This window comes from Spiroplasma endosymbiont of Andrena trimmerana (assembly GCF_964019575.1).
GTDB lineage: Bacteria > Bacillota_I > Bacilli_A > Mycoplasmatales > VBWQ01 > Spiroplasma_E.
Map to the genome: position 1 here is coordinate 711,059 of NZ_OZ026455.1, position 18,331 is coordinate 729,389.

Sequence of the window (18,331 nt, forward strand, 5' to 3'; positions counted from 1 at the left end):
AATGCCAAATCCAGTGCCATTTAAACAAAATTTAGATAATACTACAAAATTAGTAGAAACACCTGAATTTATAGAATTTTATAAACAATCAAATAGTCCATGGGCAAACTTTTTTCCTACTGAAATTGTTGATTCAGTAAATATTGAGTTTATTGTTAAAAAACCAAAAGACCCAACATTCAAAATACTTCATTGAAATGATAAAAGTAAAGGATTAGAAGTTGGTTATGTTGATACTGATAAAATTATTAAAGAAATTACAAAAGAAGCTAGTACAGGAGAAATGATTGGTGAAGTTGATTTATTTGCAGATAATGGGCAAAATTTACTAGAAAGTATGCAATATGAAGTTGCTAATGATTTAGCAGATTATTTAGCAAATAATGATACAAATACAATTGCTAAATCTGCCAAAAAAGTAATCATTACTGATACAACACCAGTAGGATATTTAAAATCAATGTTATCAGCATGAAATACTTTATTTCAATTAAGAAATAGTAATAATTGTAAATTTTTTATAACAAATAGTCTTTATGATACTTTAGTTTATTTAGCAGATAATAAAGGTTTAATTACTGATAATCAACTAGCACAACAATTAAGATTAAATGGAACAAATTTATATATTAAAGGTGTATTATGTCAAATTGTTATGGATGATTATATGACATTTAAAAATACTGAAAATAAAAATCAAATTATGAATTTTGTTTTAGCAACACCAAAAGCAATGAAAAGATATATGTTACAACAAACTAGTATATATGTTGAAGATATTAAAGATGGTAAAGTTCCAAAAAGATATTTAGTTGGTGGACAAGTAACAGGAGAATCTATTCCTTATATGTCAAACTCAGAAACAGAATCAAGATGAATGTTATGTGGTATTGTTAATAAAAAATATTTAAGTGAAGAAATTACAACATTAACAACTAATATTACTGCTGATACTACTAAAAAGAATAAATTATTAGATACAACAATTAAAAATACAACTGAACTAAATAATTTAAATCCAAATTTAACAACTCCAATTATTAATTATTTTAGTGATGCCCAAGGTCAAGTTGATGTAAGTAATCAAAACCAAAAAGCAGGAGATTTATATGTAGTAATCACTACTAATGACACTGATAAAAATTATCAAGGTTCAACAAATCCTATAAAAATAACTCTTAAATAAGGATAATTATTATGCCAATTGGTACAACTAGTACAGCAATACTTTTAAACATAAATAAACCAAAACATACTAGAACAAGTCAACAACAAGAACATAAAAGTTGATGATGAGAAATTTTAGAAATGATTGGTGTACAAGTTATAGCAGTAGCACTTGCTCCTTTTACTGGTGGATTAAGTGAAAGTTTAGCACTTGGTTTAGGTGCAAGTGATTTACTTGCTAGTATTAGTGCTGTTGGTGTAGAGTCTTTAACTGATTTTACTATTAATCAAGTTTATGATTATTTAAAAGGAAATGTTACACCATTAAATGCTTTTTTTAATATATTACCTGCATTTGCTGGACTTAATAGAATTAGTCGTGGTTATCGTACAACTAAATTTATTAGTTTAGCAGAAAAAACTAAAACATTAGAACAAATTGGTATTAAAAAAGCAAAAAATTTACAAGAAATCATTAGTCAAGTAAGTGAAAAACAATTTTTAACAGATAAAATTATTGGAAATAAACGTTATTTATTTAATTATAACCATGCTCCAAATCGCGAAACAATAATACAAAATTTAGGTTTTGTTGCTGAAAGACAATATAAAAATAATTTTGCAAAATTAGAAGTACAAGAATTAAAAAATTATTTATTATTACAAAATGAATTAATAAAGTTAAGTCCACAGTTAACTCCTAAATTTAAAATTAAAGATATTGATAAAGCAAACAATTTTTTACAAAAATATAATACTGATTTAAAAGAAGTATTAAAAATGAACCAACATGACTGATTAAATTTAGTTCATACAATACATGCAGAAAATAGATATGGAAAATCTTTAATTTTAGATTTACAAAAAATTCGTGCTAATGCAATTAAATTTAATTTTAAAAATAGTTCAATTCATAAATTAGTATTAAAAGCAAATCAAACTTTTAAATATTTTGATATTAAATTTTATTTTAAAAAAGGTTTAAATAAATTTTGAAAAGATACTTCATATTTTGAAAAAATAAGAATAAATATTTATAAATTACAAGAGAAATTCGAAAAATTAGAAAAACAAGCATTTGAAAAAATTAATAAATTAAAAGAAAAAACAATTGATGTATTTACAAGTGCTGAAAAGAAAGCAATTAAACATGCACAATTAATTCCATTAAATTCACCAGTATTTATGGCTTGTAAAATTCAACCTTTATCATTAGATAAATGTGGAATTACTATTTATCATCGTAATCCTAAATATAAACCAATTGTAGTTATTGATAGTATTATCAAAGCAGAAACTTTTGTTATTCAAATACATCCATTTCATTGATATAGATGATATAGCGGTTGATATATTGGATATGGAGTTAGTCAAAATAAATGATTAAAAAGTATTGCTTTTGCTCCACCAGTTGTACAACAAATGATTAAAGATAGTTTTAAAATTTATAGGCAAATATTAAGGACAATTAGAACTTATCATAAAGTAGTTAATGTTATTAATAATCCTATTGATAATGTCAATAAATTATTTAAAAGGGTGGGTTTAAAATTCTCAGTTAATACTGTATTTGGTACTGGATTGTTAAGACATTTAGAAAAATTTGCATATAATCAAGTTGTAAAAAAAGGAAAGAAAAAATTACAAAAAGAAATTATACATATATCACATAGAAAAACTAAATCAAAAACCAAACGTTATAAAAAAGCATTTTTTAAGGAATGATAAAATATGATTAATAAACTTTGAACTGGTGTCAGTTTAGAAAATTATAATAACTGATATCCATTAACTGGAACAATTACAGAAACACCACGACAATATATAAATACATGACCAAATGTTGATGATTGATTTAAAACATTTGCTATTCGTGCTCAAAATGATATTAATGCTTATCTTGATTTTATTTTATCTAAATTTCCTTTTGATAGTTTTAAAGATGAATTAATTAAAGAAACTTTAAGAGATATGGTTTATGTTATGGTTGAACATTGAGTATTTAATCGTACACCAATTGAATTTAATGTTGATGCTACTATTCAATTTAATAATGGTAATCAATTTAGTGCAAGTAGTACTCCTACGATTAATATTTGAGATTTAGCACCTAGTAGAATGAAAATATGAGCAAGATTAACAGAATTAAAACAAATATTTTCAAATTATAATAATGATGAAATAGATGTTGAAAAAATTGACTTAAAAGCATTTTATACTAGAAACCAAGTTAATGAATTAATTCAAGAACAAAAAGAATTTACATTATCAAAACAAATTAAATTATATGATGATACCATTAATGGTAATAAAAATGAAACATATAGGGGACCAGTTACAAATTTAATAAATAAAGGTTATGTTGCAACAGAATATGACTCAAAAACTGAAACTATGATTTTAGATTGACCTAATGAAATTGGAACATTACCACCTGATGTTTTACAAAACAATCCACAAATTGGTGATTATACACATGCACCAACTTGTGATTTTTCTGCTAAACAACAAAAACGAATTACTACAAATGAAAATGAAATTACCAAATTAAATAGTGAATTAATTAAAACAAACGAAAATATTAATGATGTTAAAAATAATTGATTTAATATTGAAACTAGTCCCTTATGAAAAAAAGTTGAAAATAATAATATAGAAACATTTAAATGATATTTTATTAAAATCAGTTATCAATATTCAACAGAAAATAACTTTATGAAATTTTATAAAGTAATTAAAATTTATTTAAATAATATTTTTCATGAATTTGAATTGTTAAATGTTGATTCCATGACTTATAAAGAACAAATACAAAATAAAAATATTTTAAATATTGGAACTATTTACTATAACAATAGAAATAAAACATTTAGTGGTGGCGGTAATTCTTATCCTGAACGTGGAAAAATTAATTTAATTGGTGATATACAAGAAATATATCAATATATAGGAAAAGGTGCACCAACTGAATTTATAGCAGAAGAAAATACTGAACGTGATTATTATACAAAACTAGAAACTAATAATTTATTAGATAAAAAACAAGATAAATTAATTGCTGGTACTAATATAACTATTGATGAAAATAATAAAATTAGTGCTACTGGTGGTAAAGTAGATTTATCTGATTATTATAAAAAAGAAGAAGTAGATAAAAAATTAGAAGATACAAAAGCACAATTTCCGATTGCATTTCAAATAAATGCTCTAAGTCAAGAAATTCCTAATTTAAAAACTACTGATAAAACTATTGCTGGGGCTATTAATGAAAATAAAACTAATATTGATAAAAAGAAAGATAAAGAAAATTGAGTTGTAATAGGAAATAGAGTTGATAATAGAACATGAAGTAATTTTGATATTAATCTTGGTAAAACATATCGTGTATTTATAACATGAGAAAGACTTGCACCATTACAAAATGGTTATCCATTAATGTTATTGTTTAAATCAGCACAAGCAGTTGGAACTGGTACGTGAACTCTTATTATTGGTAAAATTGATAATAAAGAAGCTTCTTTAATTCTTAATGCTGATTATACTAAGGTTAATAAATGAAGTTTATTTATTAAATGTGAAATTGATGGTGGTGCTATATTTAATTTTGAGGAATTAAAAGAAAATACTTATCAAATTACTAGTGATACATTAGATATTACTTCACCAAGTGTAATTAATATAGATAAACCAATTAAAATTAATTCAAAAAGTTTAGAAACAAATGAAATAGAAGAAAATAATTGAGATATTGAATTAAAAAATAATCCAACACCAAGTCCAAATATTCCACAATGAAAAGAAGTTGGAACAAAAGAAGATAATAAAACTATTAAGTATAATTTTATTAAAAGCTAAATTGTAAAGGTAAGTGCAACTAAATTATTTTTCTATCCAAATATTCGATTGGTGAAAGATAATTTAGTATTTTTCTCGGTTTTTGATTTAAAGACAATATAAATTTATGAACTTCATTTTTATTAGTTTTTGAAAAAATAAATTTTTTAGGAAATTTTTCTCTAATTAAACCATTAGTATTTTCATTAGTACCTCTTTGTCAAGGTGAATATGGATTGGCAAAATAAATTTTTACATCTAAATTTTTTTCAAGTTGTTGTCAATTTGAAAATTCTTTGCCACGATCAAAAGTAATAGTTTTAACAATGTTTTTAGGAAGAATTGATAAATAATAACTGACATTTTTATTAATAACTTTAGTAGTTCTGTTTTTAACTAATATTGCTAAAGTAAATCGTGATACTCTTTCAATTAAAGTTATTAAACATGATTTGCTTTTACCTCGTGATGATACTATAGTATCTCCTTCTCAATGACCAAGTGTTATACGATCATTAACATTTATATCTCGTTCTTTAATTGATTTACCATTAAACTTGCCACGATTTTCTTTAGATTTTCGTTTTTTACCTTTTCTTCTTAAATTTTTACTAGTAACTTTATCAAGCATTCCAAAATAAATTCAAGTATAAATTGTTTTAAAACTAATAACTCATTCTTTATGAAAATTTTTAATTCTGCCATAAATTTGTTCAGGTGATCAACCTAATAGTAATTTTTGTTGTACATATTTTACTAAATTCTTATTTTTAAACTTATGAAAACTAATATGTGATTGTTTTCGATTTTCAGCTTTATTTTGTGCAATTAATGAAAAATAATGATTATTATCTTTATTTCTATTAATTTCTCGAATAATAGTACTAATACTTCGATTAAGATTTTTAGCTATTTCACTAATTTTAAATTTAAATTTCAATTGATTCTCAATATAAATTCTTTCATCTATGCCAAGATGTTTATAACTCATATAAAAACTCCTTACTTTTTTCTAAACTAAATTTAGCATTATGAAATTTTTATATGAGAATTTTTTGCAATTTTATTTACTTGCACTTACAAGTATAACTCAGCTAAAAATAAAAGATATCGTATTTATTATAATTTTACTCCTACAAATGATAATACAAAATCTTCTTGAATATGTACATAATTTATATATGTTAATACAACACAATATTTAAATTGTATGATTACACAAGATTATATTTATATTTGATTACAATTAAATATATATAGTATATTTTTAACTACTGCACCATATCCACATTTATATGGAAAAATTTTAAAATTAGAAGAATTACAGGAATAATATTATGTTTTTTAAAATTATAAAAATTATTTTAGGTTTAATAGGAGTAATTCTATCATCTGCAACTGCTGGTTTAATTATATTTATTATTGTAAAAATCATATTAAAAATTAATCAAATATTTTAAAGAAAGGTGGTGAATATTATGTTAAGTTTATTTAAAAGAAAAGATAAAAGCAATATTAATGATAATCAAAGTGAAAAATTAAAATTTTTAACTAATAAAAATAAAAGTACACATGCTTCAAATTTAAATTATTTTGGTTTTAATGATTTTAACCATGAAACTTATTTTACTGATTTTGTAGCAGAAAATAATGCTAATTTATATAATGCTCCATTAGAAATTAATAATGAAACCATTAAACAATATTTAATTCAACAAGAATTTTATAGAAAAAATTGAAATTCTATTTTTAAATTAAGTAAATTAGGAATTAGTGGTTATTTAATTTATATTGCAAATGATAATTTATATTTTCAAGTAGTTGACATACAACAAAGAGTTTATGATATTACTGGTAAATTAATTCAATGTACTATTTTTTATGATAATTATGAACAAAATGCACAAACTGTAAGATTATTTGAAGTTTATACATTAAACAATGAACAAGTAACAATTAATCGTGCAATTAATACTATTATTAATAGTATTACTTGTTAAAGTTAATGTTTTTAATGTACTTAAAGTTATTAATAATTGTTTCATTTTATATTCTCTTTTCTTTATTAACTCATTAATTGGTAATTAAAATTAAAATCAGGGAATGTTAAAGTAGCGCGTTCACTAACAGTTTCACCTTTAAATCTGTCTGATAAATCAAAAATATAAAGTGTATTATCTTTGGTTGGTTGTATTTCATCATTAGTAAATATCAATTTTACATTATTTAAAGCTCAATCTGAACTTACTGAAACATCAGTTTCTAAAAAAATACTTTTTGTTTTAGTAATTAAATCTCAAAAATTAGTTACCTTATCGCTAGTAATATCTTTACTAATATCAGCTGTCATACTACCTTTATTTTTACCATCTAATATATAATTAATAATAAAGTTTCCACCAAAACTATCAGCAATTGGATAATAAGAATTATTAACAATTGTATTTAATAAACTATCTTTATTAGAAATTCATTTATCTAATAATTTGTTTTGTTCATAAAAATGTTGACCTTCCTGTAAAACGTTTGTATCTTTACCATCTTTTAACCAAATACCATCTAAATCAAAAGGTGTTCTTGAAAAATTACCAGCAATACTTTTTTTATTATGACCATGAATAGTAACGTTAATATTCTCTAAACTATTTTTTAATTTATAAGTAGAACCGTTATCTTTAATGCTAATTGTAAAATCTTTACCTAATTTATTATTAAAAATATTATCACCCACCGCTAAAGTAGTTGTTACATCATAATCTGTTTCATCAATAATAAGTTCAGTATCATGAGTTTTAAAATAATTTTGAACAATAACTTTAATAGTAGTACTAATATTAGTATTAATTAAATCTAAAGTAGTTTGTGTTAATTTAGTGTCAACATTTTTATTATCAATAGTATTATCAACATCAACATTTAATCATTTAGATTTATCATTTTGATGATAGTAAGCATTTTCAATAATATTTTTTAAATCTGTTTCATTACTTAAATCAACGCACTTATTAATTACACTAACTTGTCCTTGATAAGTACCTGCAAAATTTAATTGATTAGCATTTTTTCAAGAACTAGTTATTTTGTAATCAATATTTACTGCATTAGTAAAATCTTGATTTTCTTTATTATCTTTAATAAAAATATTGTAATATTTATCATTAATGTCTTCTGAATTAATTTTTAATTGTTGACTTAATTTTTGTTTAAATTCTGTTTGAATTTTACTAACTAAATTAGCTTTTATATCAGTAATTGGAGTTGCTTCTGGTGTTTTTACTGATATTACTTGTTGTGGAATTATTAATGACAAAGTTGAAAGATCAAAAGCTTTATCATAATAACTGTAATAAATTTGAATGATATTGTTAAACTCATCAAAAATGTAATTAATTGTATACTTACTATTATCATTAGTTAAAAACGGAACATTAGTCATATAATCATAAGCATTATCATTTGTAATCAATAAATGAATAATTTTGTCAATTAAAACATCACTTAAACTACCGTTTAGACTACTTTGAGTAATAAAATAGTGTGCTAAAATATCAGCATCTTGTTCTTTAAAAGAACCATCTGATTCTCTTACTGCCTTAGCAATATAATATAGCCCTAAACCTTCACTTAAACTATTATTATTTTCAACATTATTAGCATTTTCTTGTTGTGAAATATCAATATGAGTTTCCACTTCACTTTGTTGAACATATTTTCAATTAATACCGTCACCAGCAAAATAATTAATAGCATATTGGCTACCACTATAACTGTTAGTTGGATTATTAATAGTAGCAACTTTACGATGAAATATCATTTCTTGTTTAGTATTATTAACGTCAACTTTATCTTTGTCTGGTATCATAGCATCTTTTTTGTAAATTAATTCACCTTTATTATCAACAATAAATAATGTTCGTGCTAATGTCTTACCATCACTTAATAAATAATCAGCATGATTAGTATCATAACTATAATATTTATTGTCTATTATTGATTGATTAGTAATTCAATCATTATTATTTAAATAACCATATTGATTATTAAATAATGATTTATTTTGATTTATTGGAATGACAGGTAGTATTTTCTTTTTACTAGCAATATTGTTTTTTTGAACTACTATCATCATACTATTAAACATTGTATTACTTGCTATTGTTAATGTTGTTACTGTACTTAGAGTTAATAAAAACTGTTTCATTTACAATACCTTCTTTTACTTTTTACCATTTTTAAAATCATAATTAAATTTAATAATAAATAATTAATTTGAAAAAAACATATTTATTTAATTCATAATATTATTAAATGTTATATTATTTAATTTAATATCAGAATATGAAGTTGATCCTAAAAAAGTAGCTGTCATTATATGTCATTTTCAATAAATATTATTATCATCATGTCAAAGTTCTAAATAAATATCAATGGCAGTTCCTACACCTCCTGGGTAATTTGGATCATATGGTGGTCACGTACTAATATTGACTTGAAAAATTGAATTATCAATATCTTTTTGTTGATTAGTTTTTATATTTGTTGTTGTGACTTGAGAATTTAGAGATTTATAGTCTTCTTTACCACTTCCCGTTGAAACTTTTAAATATGAATTAGCAGCAAAAATAAAAGTTGGATATTTATTAGTAAAAGTATTTCAATCACTTGCATAGTCAGTTCATTTTACTATTGTATATGTATTAGAATAATCACTATAATTTGAACTAAATCAATTATATGAGTCATTTCATTTATAATTTAAGCTATTTTCTATATTTGATTTATCAAATTCAGTATAATAAACTTCAATTAAATTATTATCTTTATCAAAAATATAATTAATTGAATAATTTTTATCATTTACGTTCATTGGTGCACTATATATAAAATTAAAAACATTATTATTGCTACTAATTAAATTAATAATAATATTAATTAAATTATCATTAATTTGCCCTTTTAAACTACTTTGTGTCATAAAATATTGACCTATTTTATTAGCAATAGTATTATCAATTAAATTATTTTTTGCTGCTTTTGCAATATAATATAAACCTAATGTTTCACTTAAACTACTACTATGTTCAACTTTATCAGCACCTGCTTGTTGCGAAATATCAATATGTTTTTCAACGCCACCAAATTGAATATATTGTCAATCAGTATTATCACCACTAAAATATTTGTTAGAATATTCACTTTTACTATATGGATTATATTTATCTTTAACTGTGGTAATTTTTTTATGAGTAATCATTTCTTGTTTAGTAGCATCAACTTCGACTTTATCTTTTGGTGGTATTACAGCATCCTTTTTATAAACTAATTCACCTTTATTATCAACAGTAAATAATGTTCGTGCTGATGTCTTACCATCACTTAATAAATAATCAGCATGACTAGTATCATAACTATAATAGTTATTATCTATTTGATTAGTAATTCAATCACTACTACTTAAATAACCATATTGATTATTCAACACTGAAGATAAAGTATCATTTATTGATGATTTATTTGTTAATAGTTTATTAACAGTAGTGTTAGTAACATCAATAGTATTAATAATACTACTACTTGTTAAAGTTAATGTTGTTAATGTACTTAATGTTATTAGTAATTGTTTCATGTTACATTCTCCTTTCGTTTTAAGTTTACTAAAAATTATTTTATAAAAAATATCTGACTAATCTATACTAAATATAACACTTTATTAATTTTATTTAAGAAGATTAATAAAATGCTTATTTTAAAAACTAAATTTAGTATGTAAGTACTTAATTTCATTGAGAAATACTTTTAATATAAAATGTATTAATTAAAGAAGGATGTCATATATCTGTACCATAACAGTCAATATGAATTATTATTCCATTAACACCCACATTATTTAAAAATTTTGTTAAATTATCTTTAAATATAGAATTTCAAAAATTTTTAAAAGTTCAATTATCACCAATTTCATGCTCCATATTACTATAATCAAATAAGTTTCCATTAATAAAATACTTATAAATTACATCTCAATTATTTTGATTATTAATTAAATAATATAAATCCTGATAATTAATATAAATATCACCTGTATAATCAACTGAAGCAAAAGGACCAGGACTAACATGAGTTTCAAAATTACTTGTATTACTTTTTTCGTAACTATAATGATTATAATTTAACTCAATAATATTATTATTATGATCAAAAATATAACTAATGACATAACTTGTATCATCATTTGAAAATGGCATATTTAACATAAAATTATAAACGTATTTATTATTAATAATTAAATCAATAATTTTAGTAATTAATTCATTATTAATTTTTCCTTTTAAACTACTTTGTGCTATAAAATATATTCCCAAATTAATAGCAACTGACTGACTAATCTTATTTTCAATTACTGCTTTAGCAATATAATATAAACCTGATGTTTCGCTTAAACTATTGCTATATTCAACTTTATCAGCACCTACTTGTTGTGAAATATCAATATGTTTTTCAACTCCACCAAATTGCAAATATTGTCAATCAGTATTATCACCACTAAAATCAGTAGATGAATACTGACTATTACTATAAGAATTGTAATTTGCTTTAACTGTAGTTATTTTTTTATGACTAATCATTTCTTGCATCGTATTTTCAATATTTAATTTTTGATCAGCAGGAATAATAACATCAGGATTATAAATTAAAGTTCCTTCATTATTTACTAAAAAAACATCTCTTGCATTAGCAAAAGTATAACTTTTTAAAGCTGATGTGTCATAACTATAAAACTTATGATCAGTTATTGATTGATTAGTTATTATATCACTATCATTTAAATAGCCATATTGATTATTAAATAATGAAGTTACAGAATCACTTATTGATGATTTATTTGCTAATAATTTATTAATGGTAGTATTAGTATCATCAATAGTATTAATAATACTATTACTTGCCAAAGTTAATGTTGTTAATGTACTTAAAATGATTAATAATTGTTTCATATTACTTTTTCCTTTTTTTAACTTACTAACTGGTAATTAAAATTAAAATTAAAATCAGGGAATGTTAAAGTAGCACGATCACTAATAGTTTTGCCAGCAAACCTTTCTGATAAATCAAGAGTATAAAGTGTATTATCTTTAGTTGGTTGTGTTTCGCTGTCAGTAAATACTAGTTTTACATTATTTAACTCTCAACCCGATTTTGTTGTTACTGCAACATCGGTTTCTAGAAAAATACTTTTTGTTTGAGTAATTAAATCTCAGAAATTATTTACCTTACCACCTTTAATATCTTTACTAATATCAACTGACATACCACTTGGTTTTGTGTCACCATCTAATAAATAATTCATAGTGAACTGTCCAGTAAATGCATTCTCAACTGGACGATAAGAATTGTTATTAATTGTATTTAATAAACTATCTTTATTAGTAATTCAATTACCTAATAAATTATCTTGTTCATAAAAATGTTGACCTTCTTGTAAAATATTTGCATCTTGACCATCTTTTAATCAAATACCTTTTAATGCAAAATCTTTTGGCGAAGGATAATTACCAGTAATATTATTTTTATTATGACCATGAACAATAGCTTTAGCACTTAAAGAACCATCTAATTTATAACTATTATCAGCAGCTTTTATTGTTATTTCAATATTTTTACCTAATTTATTATTAAAAATATTATTACCAACATTTAAATTTGTTGATATTGTATAATCACTATCTTTAATATTAAGATCTGAATAATTTTTTTGGAAATAAGATTGACAAATCTTCTTTACACTCTCAATAATTTGACTATTAACAAATTTAACATCTTCTTCTGATAATTTACTATCGGCATTAATAAAATTACCATTTTTATCTTTTTGATTATCTAAAGTAATTTGAAAGTTTTTATTATCTTTATCATTATTATATTGTGTTTCAATTTCATTAGTTAATTCTTTCATGCTACTTAAATCAGCAATATCATTTTTAACATTTATAGTGCAATTATCTTTTTTTCCTGTAAAGTTTCAAGGATTATTATCTAAAGACGTAATTGAAAATTGAACAGGAACAGATGTAGTAAAATTTTTTGGTTCTGAACTATTTTGAAATTCAATTTCGTAATAATTATGTTTAATTTCTTTTTTGGGTACATTTAATGCTTTACTTAAAGTTGTTTCAAATTGATCTTGAATTGTTGGAATTAATCATTTATCTTTTATTGAATCAATAGTAGCATTTTCAGGATTAGTAATATTAATAATTTTATCAGGAAAGTTAACTGGTAAACTAGCAATATTAATTGCAACTTGATTTATAATATTAATATTAATTTCGATATTAACGTTAGTATTTTCAATACCAAAAATTGATGCTTGATCATTAGTTGTTAAATTTAAAACATAACTTTTAGACTCATTAAAGTTCTTTGGCAAAATAAAAGAAGTATTAGTTATCGGCTTTTTATCCTTACCAACAGTAAACTTAACTGCTGGATTATAATTAGCATTTAAGAAAAAATTAATTGGTAATAAAGTTAAATTATCATTATCAATATCACTTTCAATTTTAGGATCAGTTTTTTGTAAATTATTATCAATACTACTTAAAACATTTGTAAAATCAATATTACCATTATCAGCAGCATTTTCAATAACATTAAAATTAACAATATTTGTTGATTTACTAAAATAAGCAATAGTAGAATTTAAACTAATAGGTTTAGAGTTACGATGATGCTTTTGATAATAATCATCTCATAATTTATTATTAGAATTCGGATTAAATTCAGAATTATTGAAAGCAGCAGTAGTATGTAAGAGTAATATCGTAGTAACTGTTGTAGAACCAAATGCTAATAAATACAACGAAAATAATAAGATTCTTTTCTTCTTATTTTTTTTAACATTAATTGTATATATTGAATTAGATCCTGTTTTTATTTTTTTATGTTTATCCTGATTAACCATATCTTTACTCGGGCTATTACTATTTATTTTATATTTCATTTTAACAATCCTTTCCTAGCATTATTTTTAAAATAATCTAAAGTGAAAAATATAGCTTAACGCTTTAACTTGCTATTTTTAACTAAAATATTAAAATAGGAAAAAATATTAAAATAGTTTAAACCTTAGTTTTAATAAAATAAAACTAAGGTTTAAAGTAAACCAATTAAATTTAGTTTTTATATTTTAATATTAATAATTTTAATAATCATATAAACTTTGCTATACACCTATTAAAATTATAAGGAAAGAAATACTCTGTCCTTAAAAATAATATTACACTTATTATAAAAAAAGACAATATTCTTTTTAAAAAAAGATTGAATATTTTTAATTAAAAAGAACACTAATAGTAAAATAATTTTCAAAATAATTTTTCTTAATTAAGATAAAAATTAAATTAAAAATTCAATGATTAAATTAAATAGTCATTGAATTTTTAAATTATGATTAATTTTTTTTAATATTACATTCAACATGCATTGGTTGTAAATTTTCTAAACTATTATTATTTGGATCACCATCAATGTGATCAATATTTCAAGCAAATGCTGAAGTTGGTTGTTCACCTTGATAAGCACCTTTTATCATTGGCAAACAACACCACGGACAAGGAGCTTGCACATTCAATGTTCAAAATTCAGATAATCCTTTAAAATATTTCTCCATTTTTTGAATAGAATAGTTTCATATTTTTTCTTTGTCTTCTTTTTCTCACTTTTTACGACGTGCCACAATGAATTAACCCCTTTCGTATTAAATTATACTATAAGTTACAATATTTTTTTATATTTTTTTAAACTTAATATTACAATTTATTTTATTAACGTGCTAATACTCTATTATAAGCAGTTTGCATTTGTGGGTCAAAACTACGAGTATATAAACCGTTAAAATATCCTTCATGATGCTTACTTGGATCTAATGGATCGGGTAATTGGCCATTTTTTGGAATATATACATGCTTTCAAATTTCTGCTGAAAAATTAGTACTAACTTCATCCATGGCTGCTTGTAAAGGTGAGGTATAACCAAATTCACTACTTAAATCAACTTGTGTTTGTTTTTGCATTATATAATTAATAAATTTAAAAGCTAAATCTTTATGAGGAGAATCTTTACTAATTACCATATCATCATTTCAAACATTAGTCCCCATATATGGTCTAACAACAAGGTACTTACCATTATAAGAATCAGGATCATCAGCAATTGCAGATAATAAATCACCGTTATACATCATTGCTACATCCCACTTATTTTCATTACTAATTTCATCAACAATATCATCATTTAATAATTTTGTATTTTTATTTTTGATAACTGGTTCTAACCAGTCACTTGCATCTTTAATTTCAATTGGACTATGAGCATTAATATTATCACTAAATTCATTTCCTACTTGATTATATTGACCTGAACCGTTATTTTCTCCTCATTTATTTTTATAGTGTAAATCAGTAAGCGCAGTCATAAATAAGTTATGCATATCATCATTTAAAACGATACGTTTACCTAATTTTGCAGCATCTGTTAAAACACTTCATTGAACATTTGAACCATCAGCTTTAATACCAAGATCACTAAGATTATTTGTATTAGTAGTATTAATTACTAATACAACATCACCTCAAAAATAAGGAATACTATAACTATTTAAACCAAATTCATTTAAAATTCCATCACTATTTTCAACTCGATAATTATTCATTAATTCATATAAATCATGATTAATATCTTCTTTGGGATTAAAATCAATTCTACTATCATACTCAATATCACCTACAGAATTTTTTGATGCAATTGGAAAAAGTCTATCTTCACTTGCTAATTTAGCCACCATATAATCACTAGGAACCATTACATCATAACTAGTAGTATACAATTTAGCATACAATGATTCATTATCATCAAAAGTTGAATATTTTATTTTAACTTGATATTTATTTTCAAATTCTTTTAAAATATTGGGATTCATATATTCGCCTCAATTAGCAATTGATAAATCATAAACATTAGTATAAATGTAGAAAGCACCCAAACTAATAAAACTTGATAATAAGATGATACTAATCATAATTAATTTTCACGGTCATAGTAAAAAACGATATTTCTCTCTTCTTGATTTTGAGCGTTCTTCTTTTAACTCTTTCTTTTTTTTAATCTTATTCTTTATATGTTCAATTCAAATTGATTCCATCTCAAGTTTTGCTTCAAGTTTAGAAATTTGATTAATAAGTTTCGGGTGATTTTTAATATAATCCTGAATTTTAATAATATCTTGCTCAGTTACAATTTCAAAATTACCATCACTATATAATGATTTACGTTTTCTACCTTTACTCTTAACCTTTTTATAGTTAAAACCATTTAATTGTAAATAATATTTAGTTAACAACTTCTCAGTTTTAATAATTTTTTTATCATGATAAATACCTTTATCAATTTTTTCATTACGTTGTTTAATTTGTTTTTTGCAAAGAACATAAGTATTTCAAGAAATAATAAGTACTGCAATTAATAAAATAATTATTGTTGAAAAAGCATTAATATAAGGCTTAATTCGTTTTAAAGAATAAATAAAAGTTGAAACGTTAGAAGTATTACCGCCAGTAAAATAAGAAATTAAAAAATCATCAAAACTCATAGCAAACGCAATAGCTGCTCCAGCAATAATTGCTGGTTTAATTGTTGGTAATACAATTTTGCGTAACGTATATCAAGGTGTCGCACCTAAATCTTGACTTGCTTCTAATTGTGACATATTTATTGATCTAATTTTTGGTAAAACAGTAATAATAACATAAGGAATATTAAAAGAAATATGAGCGAAAATTAATGTTCCAAGACCAAAACTAAAACCAAATGCCATAAATAATAACATTAAAGAAACAGCAGTAACAATATCAGCATTAACTAAAGGAATATTAGTAATCCCTAAAGTAATATTACGTGTTATTTTTTTTGTTTTACTTAAACCCAAAGCAGCAAACGTACCAATAATAACAGCAACAAAAGTAGAAATAAAAGCAACAATTAATGTTACACTAACCGATTCTCAAAGTTCACTTTGTTGAAATAAATCGTAATAAGGTTGCAATGATCAAGAATTTCAACTACGAACTGAATCGCCACCATTAAAAGAGAATATCATTAAAACTAAAATTGGAGTATAAAATAATAAAAAGATAATAGCTAAATAACTATTTTTAAAAAAAGATCTCATTAATTAATACCTCCTATTTTTTTACCAGTAGCTCAACTACCAATCGCTTTTAAAGTAAAAATAATAATTAAAACAATAATACCTAAAATAACAGAAATAGCAGCACCATAAGCAAAATTAGCACCACGATAAAAATATGATTCAATAATATTTGCAATTAAAATAGTTTTTCCTTCACCAATATATTTAACTACTACTAGTGAAGTCATAGCACTTAACATCATTAAAGTAAAACCAGAAACAATACCAGGCACTGAAAAACGAAAGGTAACTTTTCAAAATGTTTTCATCTTAGAAGCTCCTAAATCTTGACTTGCTTCTAATAAATTGCGATCTGTTTTTTCTAAAGAATTATAAATTGGTAAAATAACGAAAGGCATAAACATATAAACCATTGCTAAAATAATACCAATTGGAGTTCCTAATAAAACATTAGGACCTAAAATACTAAAAATAATTTGTAATCCAATTGTACGTAATAAAATGTTAATTCAAATTGGTAAAGTAACTAAAACTCAAATATTTTTTGAAGCAATTTTTGTTGACATAAAAGCCATAATATAAGCAATGGGATAACCAAAAATAACAGCAATTAAAGTGGCAACAAATGAATAACCAATTGAACGTAATAAAACCATAACATAACTATTTTCTTTAAAAAAAACATTAAAATTACTAAATGTAAAACGAAATATTCAAGCATTATTAGTTGCTTTAATAATTGAATATAAAATTACAATTAATAATGGCAATACAATTAAAATTACCATCACCAATAAATATGGATAAGCAAGCGTAACTCATGATTTAAAACCAAAATTTACTGATTTATCTTTGATTTTATTTTTAATAAAACTTATTTTTTGGTTTGTTTTTTTTCAACATAACAATGCTTTTTTCTTTTTTACTCGTTTCATTTTCGATTTATTTTTTGCTACTTCTTGTAAAGAAACATTATTTTTTTTAAGCTTAAACCATTTTTTAAATCTATACTTTTTTTTATTTTGATTATCAATAATTTTTTCTGGATTTGAATTATTAACTAACATATCTTGTGATTTTAAAATTTGTGTTTTAATATTACGTTTAAACAAATTTTTCAT

The 18,331-nt window shown here is 23.0% G+C and carries 13 protein-coding genes; 5 read left to right on the forward strand and 8 right to left on the reverse strand.

Going from position 1 to position 18,331, the window contains the following annotated elements; translation table 4 throughout:
- Position 1 precedes the first annotated feature (1 nt).
- From AACL03_RS04175 to AACL03_RS04185, 3 genes are read left to right on the forward strand one after another with little or no spacing between them, the layout of a single operon-like run.
- Complete coding sequence (locus tag AACL03_RS04175; protein WP_339039461.1) at positions 2 to 1,186, forward strand: hypothetical protein; 1,185 nt, start codon at positions 2 to 4, stop codon at positions 1,184 to 1,186.
- 11 nt (positions 1,187 to 1,197) lie between these two features.
- On the forward strand, positions 1,198 to 2,895 hold the full coding sequence (locus tag AACL03_RS04180; protein ID WP_339039463.1) for a hypothetical protein: 1,698 nt from the start codon (positions 1,198 to 1,200) through the stop codon (positions 2,893 to 2,895).
- A 3-nt stretch (positions 2,896 to 2,898) separates the two neighbouring features.
- Positions 2,899 to 5,022, forward strand: a complete 2,124-nt coding sequence (locus AACL03_RS04185) for a hypothetical protein (protein WP_339039465.1) — start codon at positions 2,899 to 2,901, stop codon at positions 5,020 to 5,022.
- A 19-nt stretch (positions 5,023 to 5,041) separates the two neighbouring features.
- Here AACL03_RS04185 and AACL03_RS04190 read toward each other — a convergent pair whose 3' ends face one another.
- A complete protein-coding gene (locus AACL03_RS04190; RefSeq protein WP_339039040.1) occupies positions 5,042 to 5,992 on the reverse strand; it encodes an IS30 family transposase in 951 nt (316 codons plus the stop codon).
- 346 nt (positions 5,993 to 6,338) lie between these two features.
- On the opposite strand from AACL03_RS04190, the gene AACL03_RS04195 reads away from it, so the two are divergent.
- Positions 6,339 to 6,461, forward strand: a complete 123-nt coding sequence (locus AACL03_RS04195; protein WP_255495924.1) for a hypothetical protein — start codon at positions 6,339 to 6,341, stop codon at positions 6,459 to 6,461.
- Positions 6,462 to 6,479: 18 nt separating this feature from the next.
- The gene (locus tag AACL03_RS04200) at positions 6,480 to 7,001 is read left to right on the forward strand and encodes a hypothetical protein (protein WP_339039467.1); all 522 of its coding nucleotides are present in this window, start codon (positions 6,480 to 6,482) and stop codon (positions 6,999 to 7,001) included.
- Between the two features lie 65 nt (positions 7,002 to 7,066).
- Here the strand turns inward: AACL03_RS04200 and AACL03_RS04205 are convergent, their stop codons facing one another.
- From AACL03_RS04205 to potB, 7 genes are all read right to left on the reverse strand, one after another.
- The gene (locus AACL03_RS04205) at positions 7,067 to 9,202 is read right to left on the reverse strand and encodes a hypothetical protein (protein WP_339039469.1); all 2,136 of its coding nucleotides are present in this window, start codon (positions 9,200 to 9,202) and stop codon (positions 7,067 to 7,069) included.
- Positions 9,203 to 9,289: 87 nt separating this feature from the next.
- Positions 9,290 to 10,627: a hypothetical protein gene (locus tag AACL03_RS04210; RefSeq protein WP_339039471.1), complete on the reverse strand. Its 1,338-nt coding sequence runs from the start codon at positions 10,625 to 10,627 to the stop codon at positions 9,290 to 9,292.
- 148 nt (positions 10,628 to 10,775) lie between these two features.
- Positions 10,776 to 11,996 carry a hypothetical protein gene (locus AACL03_RS04215; RefSeq protein WP_338957154.1) on the reverse strand — a complete coding sequence of 407 codons (1,221 nt, stop codon included), beginning with the start codon at positions 11,994 to 11,996 and terminating at the stop codon, positions 10,776 to 10,778.
- Positions 11,997 to 12,013: 17 nt separating this feature from the next.
- Complete coding sequence (locus tag AACL03_RS04220) at positions 12,014 to 14,002, reverse strand: hypothetical protein (RefSeq protein WP_339039473.1); 1,989 nt, start codon at positions 14,000 to 14,002, stop codon at positions 12,014 to 12,016.
- A gap of 450 nt (positions 14,003 to 14,452) precedes the next feature.
- Positions 14,453 to 14,737, reverse strand: coding sequence for an HNH endonuclease signature motif containing protein (locus AACL03_RS04225; RefSeq protein ID WP_252319983.1), 285 nt, complete (start codon positions 14,735 to 14,737; stop codon positions 14,453 to 14,455).
- An 88-nt stretch (positions 14,738 to 14,825) separates the two neighbouring features.
- Positions 14,826 to 17,228 carry an extracellular solute-binding protein gene (locus tag AACL03_RS04230; RefSeq protein ID WP_339039475.1) on the reverse strand — a complete coding sequence of 801 codons (2,403 nt, stop codon included), beginning with the start codon at positions 17,226 to 17,228 and terminating at the stop codon, positions 14,826 to 14,828.
- Positions 17,228 to 18,331: a spermidine/putrescine ABC transporter permease gene (potB, locus tag AACL03_RS04235; protein WP_338957161.1), complete on the reverse strand. Its 1,104-nt coding sequence runs from the start codon at positions 18,329 to 18,331 to the stop codon at positions 17,228 to 17,230. Before potB ends, AACL03_RS04230 begins: the two co-directional genes overlap by 1 nt.